Annotated in this window: 11 protein-coding genes; 8 read left to right on the forward strand and 3 right to left on the reverse strand. The window is 32.3% G+C overall.

Annotated elements, in window-relative coordinates; all coding sequences use genetic code 11:
• Nucleotides 1–260 precede the first annotated feature (260 nt).
• Complete coding sequence (locus tag Q0912_RS11645; RefSeq protein ID WP_299115239.1) at nt 261–2573, reverse strand: hypothetical protein; 2313 nt, start codon at nt 2571–2573, stop codon at nt 261–263.
• A 95-nt stretch (nt 2574–2668) separates the two neighbouring features.
• Here Q0912_RS11645 and Q0912_RS11650 point away from each other — a divergent pair, with 95 nt between their 5' ends.
• The 5 genes from Q0912_RS11650 (at nt 2669) to Q0912_RS11670 (ending at nt 8320) form a co-directional block, all read left to right on the forward strand.
• On the forward strand, nt 2669–3184 hold the full coding sequence (locus Q0912_RS11650; protein ID WP_299115241.1) for an RNA polymerase sigma factor: 516 nt from the start codon (nt 2669–2671) through the stop codon (nt 3182–3184).
• Between the two features lie 82 nt (nt 3185–3266).
• Complete coding sequence (locus Q0912_RS11655) at nt 3267–4163, forward strand: FecR domain-containing protein (RefSeq protein ID WP_299115243.1); 897 nt, start codon at nt 3267–3269, stop codon at nt 4161–4163.
• On the forward strand, nt 4156–6462 hold the full coding sequence (locus Q0912_RS11660) for a FecR domain-containing protein (RefSeq protein WP_299115245.1): 2307 nt from the start codon (nt 4156–4158) through the stop codon (nt 6460–6462). The genes Q0912_RS11655 and Q0912_RS11660 overlap by 8 nt, the downstream gene beginning before the upstream one ends.
• A 32-nt stretch (nt 6463–6494) precedes the next feature.
• Nucleotides 6495–7772, forward strand: a complete 1278-nt coding sequence (locus Q0912_RS11665; RefSeq protein WP_299115247.1) for an acyloxyacyl hydrolase — start codon at nt 6495–6497, stop codon at nt 7770–7772.
• 2 nt (nt 7773–7774) lie between these two features.
• A complete protein-coding gene (locus tag Q0912_RS11670; protein ID WP_299115249.1) occupies nt 7775–8320 on the forward strand; it encodes a YfiT family bacillithiol transferase in 546 nt (181 codons plus the stop codon).
• A gap of 41 nt (nt 8321–8361) precedes the next feature.
• Here the strand turns inward: Q0912_RS11670 and Q0912_RS11675 are convergent, their stop codons facing one another.
• The gene (locus tag Q0912_RS11675) at nt 8362–9663 is read right to left on the reverse strand and encodes a carboxypeptidase-like regulatory domain-containing protein (RefSeq protein WP_299115251.1); all 1302 of its coding nucleotides are present in this window, start codon (nt 9661–9663) and stop codon (nt 8362–8364) included.
• A 117-nt stretch (nt 9664–9780) separates the two neighbouring features.
• A complete protein-coding gene (gene argS / locus Q0912_RS11680; RefSeq protein ID WP_299115253.1) occupies nt 9781–11724 on the reverse strand; it encodes an arginine--tRNA ligase in 1944 nt (647 codons plus the stop codon).
• A 117-nt stretch (nt 11725–11841) separates the two neighbouring features.
• Here argS and Q0912_RS11685 point away from each other — a divergent pair, with 117 nt between their 5' ends.
• The 3 genes from Q0912_RS11685 to Q0912_RS11695 all read left to right on the forward strand — a co-directional run bounded on the left by Q0912_RS11685 (nt 11842) and on the right by Q0912_RS11695 (nt 15744).
• On the forward strand, nt 11842–12210 hold the full coding sequence (locus Q0912_RS11685) for a VOC family protein (protein ID WP_299115255.1): 369 nt from the start codon (nt 11842–11844) through the stop codon (nt 12208–12210).
• Nucleotides 12211–12235: 25 nt separating this feature from the next.
• Nucleotides 12236–13360 (forward strand): glycosyl hydrolase 53 family protein, encoded by a 1125-nt coding sequence (locus Q0912_RS11690; RefSeq protein ID WP_299115257.1) that lies wholly within the window; start codon nt 12236–12238, stop codon nt 13358–13360.
• Nucleotides 13361–13689: 329 nt separating this feature from the next.
• On the forward strand, nt 13690–15744 hold the full coding sequence (locus tag Q0912_RS11695) for a tetratricopeptide repeat-containing sensor histidine kinase (protein WP_299115259.1): 2055 nt from the start codon (nt 13690–13692) through the stop codon (nt 15742–15744).
• The last annotated feature ends 22 nt before the right edge of the window (nt 15745–15766 follow it).

Below are 15766 nucleotides of genomic sequence, written 5' to 3' on the forward strand. Positions count from 1 at the left end.
ATCGTTATCTCTTTTTGAAGTTGCAAATTTAAGAATTTACGAGAGATAAACGAATGGGATATTTATAATTCTATGCTTATGATTTTATGAATTATACAAGATCTCGCATTTTTTCGGGATTAATTAAGATTACAAATTTCAATACACCTTGCTGGCTTCATAGATTTACTTCTCTAAAAAGAAAAGAGCTACCTAGCGGTTGGCAGCCCTCTTCATCAACTTAAACTTACTAAATTACTAACTTATTCAGCGGTTTTTTATTAATCACAGTTTCGTTCTAAAACTAAAATATCGTCTCCTCTATGTAATTCTAATCTATTTTCTTCACATTCTACAACCAACCACTCACCTGTTATAGCCTGTATATTAGGACCTGTTACATTTGTAAAGGTCACTATAACACCATCATTAGATTGCGATGTGGTCCATGTAGCATCAATGGTTTCAGTGTCTGTATAAATAACCACGATTTGGCTGTTTTCTTCAAAGTCAAAATTCCAATTCATCAAATTATCACTACCATTATAGTTTACAGCATTCCAAATACATTCAGTTAAATAGTCATCAACATCTTCTTCAGAACAACTGTCTCCATCACAATCTTCGACTTCGAGTTCTACTTCAAAAATCTCATAGATACTTGGATTACCTGCGAGAGAAACTCTTGCATAAATTGTTTGCTCGTACGCAATAGTATTAGTGTATGGACTTGGCAGTGCTCCTACTTCATTTTCAGCATCAGCTAAAGTCAAATAAAATGAATATTCTACATCATCATTTGGACAATCTGAAAAGATAAGATTTAAATCAAAAACACCTGTTCCGTCTTCAAAACCGTCGGCTTGATCACAAACTTCAAGTTCTGCATCTTCAAAGCATTCAAAAGGATTTTCTTCATACTCTTGGCAAACTAATATTAACTCTCTATCACCTTGATAAAATACCATACCATCGTCATCACATTCAGACAAATACCATTGTCCATTATAATACTGATCAATAAAAGGAGTAAAATTTATAACTATAAAAATCCCATTATCATCAGAGCTAATATCCCATGTACCATTATGAGGAAGATCTCCTTGATACATTGTAAATAGACTGTTGTCTTCAGAAAACTGGAACGTAGTTAAAGGAGAAGTGTAATCATCTACTGTAGGCACTATATTACAAGACAGTAAATAATCAATAACCTCTTCTTGTGTACAATTGGGTTCAATATCACATTCTTGCTCTAACTCTATGTAATTATTACCACTCATTAAATATAATTCATCATCTTCGCACTCTATAATTTGCCACTGACCCGTTAATTCATTCAGCATTTGTTGTAAAGTCAACTCAATAAAAACATCTCCGGCAATAAGCATCAATTCATAGGTGCCTATTTGACTTTCTGTTCCATCATTATTATTTATTAAAACTTGTCCATTTGGGGTAAAATATACATGAATTGGCACAAGAGAATCTATAAGATTAGTTTCTAGCTCCCAGGCACATTCTCCAAGAACTTCACTTATATTTGTTATAGAACATCCCAAGTCCCCTTCGCAATCTTGCTCTAATTCGATCTCATAGTCTCCTCTAACAATTTCAATTTCGTCATCATCACATTCAACAATTAACCATTCTCCACCTAAATCTTCTTGAAATGCCGTTAGATCGAACAAATTCAAAATTAAACCTTCAGTGGTTGAAGATAAACTCCATGCACCACCAATGGCTGATGTGGTTTCACCTTCTGTAATCGCTAAACTTCCGTCTTCATTAAAAATAATTTGATAGGTTTCAAAATCACCGTTTTCATCCTCAATATCCCAAGGACATTCTACTAGTAAATCTTCTATATCATCTTCATTACATTGGTAATCGTCGTCGTCACAATCATCTTCTACAGCTTCAAGGGCTTGTGCTAATTCTTCGTTAGAGTTAACTTCTATGGTTTCGTCATTAGCATATACTAAAGTTACAGGATAATTTAAACTTACAATTAAGGCATTTTCATCGTCTTCTAAATCATCTATAAATTCATAAAGTGTTTGATCGTTTTCAATAGTTACAGTTTCAATAAGATTAAATTCTGAATTAAATACCGAAAATGAAATAGGATATTCAAAATCTACACATTCAATTATGTCTTCTTCCTCTTCATCCTCGCAGCCTTCTATAAAATCTTCGAGCTGCTCTTCGTCTTCGATAACAATTTCTGTGTAATCATTAAAAATTATGGTTATTGGGAATACAAAGTCTAAAATATCTTCATCGTCCTGTATATCTTCAAACACATCTTCTAATTGTTCTAAATCTGCTTCAGTTTCAATAACAATAGTGATATCGCTTACAATAATGGTTACTGGTAATTCTACGGAAAAACAACTAGCATCATCCAATATATCATCCATTGTACCATGGTTAGCTGTTGTTCTGCTCATTAGCTCAACTAATTCAGTACCAGATTGAATAATTTCTTGTTGCTCAGTATTATTAACTTCTAATGCTTCATCCTGACATGCTGTAAAACTTATCAGAGCAAAAATGATGAAGAGAAATACATGATTGATTTTAGTTTTCATAAAATTGGAGCTTTAATTTATTATGTAACAGCCATAATATAAAAATCCCTACCCTAAAATTTCAAAATATTATTTATAATTTGTGAGGCGAAAATATGAGTCAACCACTAAACAATAATATATGCCAAGAGCAACTATTTGAACGTTTTTATAAAAAACATTCAAAGAACTTGCATGACTTTTTGTACTACAAATTTGGAGAGCATTTAAATCCACAGGATAAAGTACAAGAAGCGTTTATAAAGTTATGGCAAAATTGCGGAAAAGTTTCGGCTGATAAAGCGAAAAGCTTTTTATTTACCACGGCTAACAACCTAATGCTTAATGCCGTAGCGCACCAAAAAGTTGTTTTAAAATATCGAAAATTACCTCAAAAGCATTCTACAAACGAATCGCCAGAATTTGTAATGCAAGAAAAAGAGTATCATCAAAAATTACAAAATGCCTTAGCCAATTTAACCGAAGCTCAACGCGTTGCTTTTTTAATGAATCGGGTAGAAGGCAAGCGATTTAAGGAAATTGCAACACTTTTAGATATTTCTACTAAGGCCGTAGAAAAACGCATTTATGGAGCGTTAAAGAAGTTAAGAGAAGAAATTGACGACATATGATTTGGTATACAGTTATGATATTGAATTTATAAAGGGGTAGGAATTTTTATATTATAACTGTTATATATTTGAATGTACGACTATGACAAGAGAAGAACTCATAAAAAAATGGTTGGATAACAACCTTAATGCTAAAGAGCAAAAAGCTTTTGGGCAACTAAAAGATTATGATGAATTAATCCTAATGAATAGTGCTTTAAAAGATTTTAAAGCTCCCGAGTTCTCTGTGGATAATAATTACGATAAATTAAAACCTAAACTTGAACGCCATATTCAAAAATCTCGCAATTGGTTAAAGCCTTTACTCAGAATTGCCGCTATTTTGGCTATATGCTTTAGTGTTTATTATTATTCAACAAGTTTAGATACAGAAATTAGCACACAAATTGCGCAAAGTACTGAAGTTAGATTACCAGATGCCTCAACAGCACATCTTAATGCTAATTCTACCTTAAGTTTTAATGAAAAAAGCTGGGAAAATGACCGCGAAGTATTATTAAATGGTGAGGCCTTTTTTAAGGTTGCTAAAGGTCAAAAATTTGATGTTATAACAACCAATGGAACTGTTAGTGTTTTAGGAACTCAGTTTAATGTAAAACAACGTAATGACTACTTTGAGGTCACTTGCTATGAAGGTCTGGTTGTAGTTACACATAATGAAGAATCTGTAAAATTACATCCTGGAGATACCTTTAAAATAATAGATGGGAAATTATTTGCTACTGAAAAAGAAATCATCTCGCGACCTACATGGTTGCATGGTGAAAGCAGTTTTAAAACTGTACCACTAGTACTTGTTATCGCTGAGCTTAAAAATCAGTACGATATCGAAATATTAGCTCCAAAAATCGATACTCAGCGTTTATTTACGGGAAGTTTTACGCACAAAAATCTGGATCTGGCATTGCAGTCTGTTACAATACCCTTAAATTTAAGCTATAGTAAATCTGGAAACTCTATTGTACTAAAGCGTGAATAAACGGTTACAACGTGTTATTTTATATGTTTTTATTATTGCCTCTTGTGGTCTAGCTCATAGTCAAAATGATGAGGAACCGCAACCACTTGTCCAAATTCTTAACCAGTTAGAAAAACGCTACAATGTAAAGTTCTCTTACGAAAACAAAACTATTGAAGGCATTTTAGTATCACCTTTATATCCAGAACTTTCTCTAGAACAAGCATTAAATCAACTTCGCCTAATAACTCCATTAGATTTTAATGTTCTTAGTAGTCGATTTATAGCTATATCTCCAAAAGATAATACTATTGAGCGCTTAGAAGAAGTTGTGGTAACTAACTACCTTACAAAAGGTATTTCCAAAACTAATAATGGTGCTGTAGAGGTAGATAGTAAAGCTTTTACTATGCTACCTGGTTTAATAGAACCCGATGTGCTACAGATTATACAAAGTTTACCTGGTATTATTAGTGTAGACGAGCTGATTTCTAACATTAATGTTAGAGGTGGTACAAATGATCAAAACCTTGTCATCTATGAAGGGATTAGAATGTATCAAACTGGTCATTTTTTTGGTTTAATTTCTGCATTTAACCCATATTTAACTGATGAAGTACGCATTTCAAAAAACGGCACTAGTGCTTTATTTGGCAATGGTGTTTCTAGTACTATCGCTATTAAAAACACGAATAAAACAAGTAATACATACGATGCAGGTTTGGGTACTAATCTTTTGAGTATAGATGGTTATGCAAAAATTCCCTTGAGTAAAAAAACAGAGCTACAAATATCAGCCAGACGCTCATTTACAGATGTTTTTGCTTCTACCACATATGATGCATATTTCGATAGAATTTTTACAGACTCTGAGCTTAGTACATCAAATAATATTGATACCGTTTTAAGTTTAGATGAACGTTTTCTATTTTATGATTTTACAGCAAAATTTTTATACAATATTAATAAAACATCTTCATTACGAATCAACCTGCTCAATATTTATAACAGCTTAGATTACAATCAAATATTCACCAATACTAGCAATAACTTTCAAGAAACTAAAAGCACGTTAAATCAGGTGAGTTATGGAGCAAGTGCTACGTATTCCAAAAAATTTAAAGATGGTATAAATACTTCTGCGCAAATTTATTATTCAAATTACGATTTAGATGCCCAGAATAATGATCTTACGAATCAGCAACTTTTAGTTCAAGAAAACAAAGTAGAAGATTACGGGCTTCGACTAGATATTTCTAAAATTATTGACAATAATATCGAATTAAGAGGTGGTTATCAATTTAACGAGGTAGGTGTTACAAATTTTGAAGATGTCACCAATCCAAATTTTACAAGTTTAATAAAAGAGATTAATAGAACACATGCTTTTTTTGGTGAGACTGAGCGTTATTCAAAATCACGCAATACCTATATTAGGTTAGGTGCAAGAATCAGTTATTTTGAAAAACTTAAAGAACTTGTTATTGAGCCTCGTTTTGCTTTTAATCAAAAAATTTCGGATCATATTAGGTTAGAAGTCTTGGGCGAACTAAAGAGTCAATCTATATCTCAAGTTATTGATCTACAGCAGGATTTTTTTGGAATTGAAAAAAGGCGTTGGCTATTGTCTAATACTACAGACGTGCCATTAGTTAAGAGTCAGCAGATATCGCTTGGTGTAAGCTACAATCAGAATAATTTACTGGTTTCACTTGAAGGCTATTACAAAAATGTTGATGATATTAACGCTCGCAGTCAGGGATTTCAAAACCAATTTCAGTTTGCAAACGACATTGGGTCTTACACCATAACTGGCCTCGATTTTCTTATCAATAAACGCTTTAATAATTTTAGCACCTGGTTAAGCTACACCTTAAGTAATAACGATTATAAATTTGACAACTTAAACGATGGAGAGGCTTTTCCTAGTACTTTGGATTTAACGCATGTTGCAAATGCATCGTTAACTTATAATTTAGATAACTTTAAAATTGGTCTTGGTATTAACTGGCATTCCGGACGACCCTATACGCAACCGTCCCAAATTCAAAATAATGCAAATTCTACCATAGAGTATAATTCACCTAATAGTTCTAGACTCAACGACTATTTTAGAACAGATATCTCAGCTGTTTATAATTTCTATCTATCAAAAGGAAAAGGGACAAAAGCAGAGGTTGGCGCTTCTGCATGGAATATCTTTAACCAAAATAACATTATTAACCGTTATTATTTACTAAATTCTGAAGGTAATATTGTTGAGATTAACAACCAATCCTTAAAATTTACACCCAACTTAAGTTTTAGAGTCAATTTTTAGTTGTTAATTGTAGTACCAACTAAATATAATAAATGCAAAATTTTAACTATTTAAGACTTTCCATTTGTTCTGTGTTACTCTTTACATTTTATACAGCTAAGGCACAAATGGCTAATGCAGATGAAAAGAAATCAATATTTTTCATTCCCGAAATACTCATTGGAAAAACCTTAGAAGCCAATACAGGCTTCCCAGAAACTGAGCTTCAAAAAAACCTGTTTTTTAGTATTGGTAAATACAATTTTAACCCAAATAAAGAATGGGCTGCAAGATTAAGCTACCCAAAGACTGGTATATCATTAGGGTATACAGATTTTGGCAATACAGATAAGATTGGAAGAGCATATACCATAATGCCTTTTATGGAAGTAAGTATTTTAAGGAAGTATATATCTGGTTTAAATTTACAAATAGGTATTGGCGGATCTTATACAGATACTCAATACAATATAAACACCAATCCTTTAAACCGCGCAATAACCACAAAACTCAATTGGTCTTTTCGATCTTTTTTATATTATGATATTTTTAAATCTAGAAAAACAGATTGGAGATTTGGATTGGGTTATCTACATCACTCAAACGGTCATACAAATTTACCTAATCAAGGATTAAATTCGTTGGCTGCCAGTTTCTCTGCAAAGATTGATAATAAGATCATTGAAAAGACTAAGCTAAAAAAACCTGCGTTTTCATCAAAATCGCAATATTACCTTTCGTTTAGATTAGGATTAGGTCAAAACGTTTTATCAGAAAAATTCAACTCAAAAAAAGAAGTGTATACTTTTTCAGCATCTGCAGGAAAAATAATAAACAATACCTTTAAAATCGGTGCTGGTTTTTATTACCGTTTTTATGAGCATTATTATGATTATATAAAAGGAAATAAAGCATTGGTTGCTGAACAGTACCCACACTTTGCAGATAATCCTTATGGCTATGCAACAAATTTTGGATTATTTGCATCATCCGAATTATTGATGGATCATTTTGGTTTTGAATTCGATATCGGGCTTAATATATACAAACCATTCTATAAAATAGATTGGCAACTCAATCAAGGCTTTTCTTATGAAAATGGAAATGGTGAAACTGTTGATGTTTTAGGCGAATTAGACTGGTATTACGAAATAAAGAGAACCATTTCGGCAAGAATGGGCTTAAAATATTACCTATGGACAACAAATAAAGCTCCTAAGCATAATATTTTTTTAGGAGCACATATAAACGCAAACCTTGGTCAAGCTGACTTTACCGAATTAAGTATTGGCTATGTATATCGCTTTAATTTAAAAATAAAAGACAATTGATTATGACAGAACAAGACTTATATAAACTGAGATTTCCTATAGGTGAATTTAAAAAACCCGAACACATTACCCAGCAACATATAAATCAATGGATCAACTCAATTGAAACATTACCTCAACGGATATTTTCAGTCACAAAAAATCTCAGTGAAACTGAGTTAAATTACAAATATAGACCAGATGGCTGGACCATAAAACAAGTAGTACATCATTGTGCAGATAGCCACATAAATAGTATTATTAGATTTAAACTTGCAATGACAGAAGACACACCAACTATTAGACCGTATTTTGAAGATCGTTTTGCAAAACTTATAGATTATTCTGAGCCTCTGGATGCATCTATTTCGATTCTTAAAGGTGTGCACGCTAAACTTGGTGTTTTACTAAAAAGTTTTTCTGAAGACGATTTAAAACGTGAATTTGTACATCCAGAACATGGTAAGCACTTTACACTTGAAGAAACTATTGGCACCTATGCCTGGCACAGCAATCATCATTTTGCACATATAGAGCAAGCAATACAACACAAAGGGATGTTTAATTGATTAAAGTAACAACCATAATTAATAAATCTAAGTAAAATTAGTTAAGGCGTACCATTTGCTGTTTCTTGTCGTCTTTCTTTTTCTTTTTGCTTTTCCAGGTTCTTCCTTATCTTTTCAATAGCAGATTCAATAGATTTGTCAGGTTCAATTAAATTATAAGCTCCCCAAAAATTTGGATCAGAAAATCCCGAAATAGCATCGGTGATAATTACTGACGGTCTAAGCCTGTTCTTACCTTTTATTTTTCGCTCTTCGGTATTGATTTCCCAATCAGTTACAGCCATTTCACTAGATAATGTATATATCTTATTGAAAATTTCCCGCTTCTTTTTTACCTTAAATTTTAAATTTAGGTTAGAATAGCTATAATACCACTTATTGCCTTTGGCTTTATAATCAACTTTATAAGTTGCCACTAATGGGTAGACAACAATACTACTAGGCTTCTTTTTTACCAGCAAATTTTTACTTTTACTTTTATTACTTACATCTAAAGCATAATTTGCACTTACTAATGCCAGTGATTGTGAGTCTATATAAAGTTTACCACTATAGTTTAGATTTAGTCCATTATTTTTTGATTTAAAATCTACCACATACACACTTCTATTATTCACTGTGGAGGGCTCATTAAAAGTAAAGCTATAACTACTTATGGTTTCGTCTGTGAAAATATATTCAGGATATTTCATAATATCTAAATATATCGTTGAAAATGGTCCTCCTTGCAGTTTTACAGATACAGTATCTAAACGTTTATAATCTGTACTCTTCCTTGCCTTATTTAACTTTATAGCATCACGAACTAAGGATTGATTTGGGTATTTTAAAATATTAACCACAGCTTCAGTCAATGACACATTTCTATTACGTCGTTTAATGGTTTCTCTGTAAAACGCAGTCATATAAACCGATTGGTCTTGGTGGTTTTTGTCTTTATTCTTAAACACCTTTCTAACTAAACCTTCAGCACTTTTATATGCAGATATATTAACGGTAGAAAGCTCAGTAACTGCTTCATATAGTTTTATAGTATTATCACTTTTAGATAATTCAGATAAAGGTAATACTCTTGTATTATAACCCAACAGGCTAATTATAACCTTAGAATCTAAATTCTCATTAGGAACTTTGAGTACAAAATCACCCTCTGAGTTTGTAATAGTACTAATATTGGTCTCGTTAATACTAAGGCTGGCAGCATCTAATGCTTTATTAGATTTTCCGTCAATAACCCTTCCGCTATATTCGGTAAGGTTTACTTGAGCAAGTAATGAAAAAGGCACTAACATTATAGTAATACAAAAAACACTATAACGCCTTTTAAAGTCTAGAATTTTCATGATGGTAATATTTAAAATTTGGCCTATCACCAAGATACGTTAAATAGGCGGAAAATTCTATAAATCAAAATGTTAAACCGTACACTTTAAAACTTTTTAACGCATTTTATGAGGAATTTACATACGTTCTGGCACATCAATGCCTAAAACACTAAATGCATTCTTAATGGTTTGCCCTACAGTTTTAGATAATGCCACTCTAAACGTTTTTTCCTCTTCAGTATCGGCTCCAAGAATAGATACATTTTGATAAAAAGAATTAAAATCTTTCACCACATCGTATGTATAGTTGGCAATCAAAGCCGGACTATGTTGCTCTGCAGCATTCTGAATTACATCCGGAAATTGTTCTAACTGCTTTAACAACTGCTTTTCTTTGTTATGAAGAGACACGCCGACCGCACTCATTATACCATCATCTTTAATATCAGATTTTCTTAAAATAGACTGTATTCTTGCATAGGTATATTGAATAAATGGTCCTGTATTACCTTGAAAATCTATAGATTCTTTTGGATCGAATAAAATACGTTTTTTAGGATCCACTTTTAAAATGTAATATTTAAGTGCTCCCAAACCAATGGTTTTATAGAGTGCTTTCTTCTCATCTTCTGAGTATTCTTCAAGTTTTCCTAATTCTTTAGAAATCTCCTCGGCAGTATCTGCCATTTCTTGTATTAAATCATCAGCATCAACTACAGTTCCTTCTCTACTCTTCATTTTTCCACTTGGTAAATCTACCATACCATAACTTAAATGGAATAGATTTTTAGCCCAATCAAAACCAAGTTTCTTTAAAATTAAGAATAAGACCTTAAAGTGATAATCTTGCTCATTACCAACCGTATAAACCATACCGCCAACATCTGGGTAATCGTTGATTCTTTGTATGGCAGTACCAATATCTTGTGTCATATACACCGCAGTACCATCACTACGTAATACTATTTTTTCGTCTAATCCATCCTCAGTTAAATCGCACCAAACTGAGCCATCATCTTTCTTAAAAAAGACTCCCGTTTTTAGACCTTCTGCAATGAATTCTTTTCCTAAAAGATAGGTTTGACTTTCATAATAATATTTATCAAAATCAACACCTATGTTCTTGTAAGTCACTTCAAAGCCATCATAAACCCAACCGTTCATTTTTTTCCAAAGCGCAACCACATCTTTATCTCCAGCTTCCCATTTTTGAAGCATAGTATATGCTGAAGTCATGATTTCCGTTCTATTTCTTGCAAAATCATTTATCATCGAAACCTCTTTTTCAATCTTCTTATCAATTGAATTAATTTCATTGACATCATTGCTATTTTCTATAATTGCTTTCTTTTTTTCTTTTAGTTCTTCTATCAATTCAACACTTTGTTGAATTACGTGTCCTCCAACAACTGGTGGAGCAATTATTCCAGTAATATAGTTGTTAAAAATGCGTTTAGCTTGTTTTCTTAGTTCTTCCTCAAATCTCACATAATAATTCCCAACCAGCTTATCGCCTTTCAATCCAGTAGATTCTGGTGTTTCTCCATTTCCATATCGCTGCCAGGCCAACATACTTTTACAAATATGAATTCCTCGGTCATTGATAATTTGGGTTTTGTAAACTTTCTTTCCTGAAGCTTTTAAGATTTCAGCAACAGAATAACCTAAAAGCACATTTCTTACATGGCCAAGATGTAAAGGCTTATTTGTGTTTGGTGAAGAATATTCTACCATTACAGCTTTATCATCTTTTATATCTGAAAAACCATAATTAGCTTCATTTTTAATACTGTTGAAAAAATTAACGTAGTAAGAATCATCGATTTCAATATTCAAGAAACCTTTAACAACATTAAAACCTTTAACTAAATCTACATTATCTTGTAAGTACTGACCAACTTGTTCGCCAATTACAGCAGGATTACCTTTAACCACACGCAACATTGGAAACACAACAACTGTAATATCTCCAGCAAACTCTTTGCGAGTCGCCTGAAATTCTACAGTTTCTAATTCTGATTGAAACAAGGCTTTTACAGCTGTTTTTACATGTAATTCTAAAGTATCTTGAAGCTTCATATTCGGCTTATGCTTTGGTATTTAAAACGCTTGCAAAGATAGGAGTTTTATTATTTTATTAAGATTTTAAACATCTTAATTCTTTATTTTTAAAGTTGTACAAACGCGTCAATCAAAATGGATAGAAAAGAACATTTACTCAGAGGTATTCCTGTTTTAGCTTCACTTAATATCAAAAAAACGGTAGAGTTCTATAAAACGAAACTAGGCTTCAATAGGCAAGGCTATTTAGACGATAACTATGCTATTATTGCGAGAGATAATTTTGTAGTTCATTTTTGGAAATGTAATGATAAAATTCATCCAGAAAACACAAGTTGTTATGTCGATGTAAAAGATATAGACACGCTTTACAAAGAATTAAAGCCTCATGGTGTCATTCATCCTAATGGGCAATTAGAAGATAAACCATATGGAATGAGAGAATTTGCCATATTAGATGAAGATGGAAATTTAATTAAATTTGGACAAGAACTTTCTGAATGATTAGTACTAAAACATAAAATGCTTCATGAAACCGTTAAAAATTACTTTTATTGCTCTTCTTATGATATTGGTTTCTTGCTCTAAAAGTGACGAATCTATTAGTACGAATGAAGATTCTAAGTTCTATAAAGGCATGGACTTGTCATTTCAAAGTGAATTAGAAGATTATAATATAGACTATAAAGATGCTGATGGTAATGCTATTGAACTATTAGATTTTATAAAATCAAAAGGAACAAATCTGGTTCGCCTAAAACTCTGGCACACACCTCAGGATGGAGAAAATAGTCTAGAAGATGTAAAAGCTTATGCACTTAAAGTAAAAGCAAAAAACATGGACTTTTTATTGAACTTTCACTACAGTGATTATTGGGCAGATCCAGGGACGCAAACACCACCTGTTGCATGGCAAGGTATGACTACAACTCAAGTAAAGGTTGGCATATACAACTATACAAAAGATGTTGTTACACAATTAAAAGCACAAAACACGTTGCCAGATATGATTCAAATTGGTAACGAAACCGATAGCGGCTTTCTTTGGGATCATGGTAAAGTATGGGATGAATTCAGCAATAATTGGATAAATTACGCCAACTTAGTTTCTGAAGCCATAAGAGCAGTCAGAGAAGTGGATACCGAAAATAAAGTGCGTATAATGCTTCATCATTCAAGTGTAGAAAATGCGATATTTTTCTTTAACGAACTGCAGCCTTATACTATCGATTTTGATATTATTGGCTTGTCGTATTATCCGCAATTTCAGATTAGAGATCTCAATTTGGTAGCTTCAAAATTAAATACACTGGCTACTACGTTCAATAAAGATATTCTTATGGTAGAAGTGGCATATCCTTTCACCTTAGAGTGGAATGACAATCTGACCAATTTCATAGGAAGTGTTGACCAAACAATACCAGAGTTTTCGCCAACTCCTCAAGGTCAGAAAGCTTATTTTGAGTGGCTCGCAACAACCATAAAAAATATTCCAAATAATAAGGGCATTGGTTTTTGTTACTGGGCACCTGATTGGGTTGCTTTTAATGGTAATGAAAATACTTCAACAAATGGCACATCTTGGGAAAATCAGTGTCTGTTTGATTTTAATCTTAAAGCCCTTCCTGCTATAGATATATTTAATTATAACTAATTGATATACAGATAATTAATAGTTTTGTGCATTTCATCGATAAAAGTGTAGTTTTTCTATGATTTTTGCCGTTAATCGATTTAGCATTTTTTTTATGAATTTCAACCCTCAGTTCATCTAATTTATTGGTATTAAATCCTAATAATTAGTGTATTTGAGCGCATTATGGCATTTTTGGTAGGCTATTAATCAATGTCCCAAACATTAATGAGGCTTAATTATCAAACATTAACAACGTTGTTATTGTTTTGTGTTAACTTACTTTTGACGTCCCTCTATAAAAGTTTTTCACACCAAAACATTACAGTTCGTCTAATCTTAATTCGTAGATGAAACAGTTACTGACATTAGCTGTTTGTCTGGCGTCTCTTTTTGTTTTTTCTCAAAACGAAAAGATAGATGACCTTACGGTAAAATTGGCTTATCAAAACCAAGACTCTACCAAGGTAGACATGTCACTAATGCTCATTGAAGAACTCTTTGCCGTTAAAGATTATAAAAAGGCTTTGCTTTATGTTAACCAAACAGCAAAACTCTCAGAAAAGTTAAATTACACCAGAGGATTGGCTGAAAGTACTTATTACAGAGCACTAGTTTACAGTCAACGTAACGATTACTATAACGCCATTGATAATTATAATAAATCCCGAAAATATTACCTTCAGTTAAGTGATACCTTAGGAGTTGCCAAAGTAAGCAATAGTATTGGGCTCATTGAAATAAAACGTGGCAACTATGCCATTGGATTAAAAAATTCATTATCTGCTATTGATATATTTGAAAAACAAGGGCTTAAAGATGAGCTCAGTTCTGCATACAACAACTTAGCTGAGGCGTATTTTAAAACCAATCAAATTGATAAAGCTATTGATTTTAACCATAAAGCTTTAGAAGTTAGAACAGAAATTAATGATAAAGCTGGTATTATAATATCAACTAAAAATATTGCTAATCTTTATTCTCTGCGAAAAGAACATCGTAAGGCCATTGAATATTACGAAAAAGTATTAAAGCTTATTAATCCAGAAACTGACCAAGATATACGTGGAGAGATTCTTCCAAAACTTGGAAGCGAATATTTAGAATTCAGAGAATATGAAAAAGCTTCGGAATATTTGGTAGAAGGATTAAGGTATAATAGAAAACAAGGAAATCAGGAAGGTATCCTTAGGGCATTAAACGCTATCGGTAACTTAAATCTTCAGAAACGAAAGGTACGATTGGCAGAAATTCAACTTAATGAAGCGTATTCAATTGCTCAAAAAATTGACAATAAAGTCGAACTTCTAGAAAATTACAAACTTCACATAGCTCTAGATTCTACTCGAGGATATTTTCAGAATGCTTTCTTTTGGCAAAATAAATATTATGACTTAAAGGAAACACTTTCTAAGGTTGACCAACCCGTTTTTCCTTCTGATGTTGAGCCGTTAGATTTAAATACAACCAACTCAATAGAAGACGAACTCAATAATTTTGAAGACCAAAACGAAACCACTGAAAAATCGTGGTTAAATAATCCTCTTTTTACATATGGTACATTAGTAGCGTTAGCTGTCTTTTTAACCCTTCTATTATTTAGCTATCTGAAAAACAAAAAACTTAGGACTACCATTATTGCTCAAAAAGAACAACTAGATCATGAGCAAATACGAAACGAAACTATTCTTGAGCAAACACATCATCTTGAAGAAGTAAACCAAGTAAAAGATAAGCTCTTCTCAATAGTTTCTCATGATTTAAAAGATTCTATTTCGTCCATAAAGGCCTTCTTAGATTTATTAAAGGAAGATAGCATTTCAAAAGAAGAGTTTAAAGAATTAATCCCAGAATTGAGTGAAAATGCCAATAACGCATCTTCACTTTTATTTAATTTACTGAATTGGTCTAAGTCGCAAATGCAAAACTTAGAACCTAAACCAGAATTGTTTAACATTCAGGAGGTATTCCATACTAAAATGGCATTGGTAGAACAAAAAGTTGAAGATAAGCGCATTGTACTCATTGACGAATCCCAACGCGACTTTGTATATGCTGATAAGAGTATGGTTGAGATTGTAATTCAGAATTTAATTACCAATGCGGTTAAGTTTAGTAGAACAGGTGATGTTATTACCGTATCTAACCAAGATGTTGATGGCAAAGTATTAATCTGTGTTGAAGATACAGGAGTTGGTATTTCCAGAGAAAATATTGACAAGCTGTTTAATGCCAACAAAAACTTTACGACTGTTGGTACCAAAAACGAAAAAGGTACTGGTCTGGGCTTAACCATAGCTAAAGATTTAGTAGAACTTAATGACGGAAGGATTTGGGTAGAAAGCATTCAAAACGTTGGTAGCAAATTCTTTATAGAGTTACCAAAAGCTGCTCCACGAACTTAATTTATTTTATCTATATTTAGAG

Source organism: uncultured Winogradskyella sp. (assembly GCF_947498345.1).
Lineage (GTDB): Bacteria > Bacteroidota > Bacteroidia > Flavobacteriales > Flavobacteriaceae > Winogradskyella.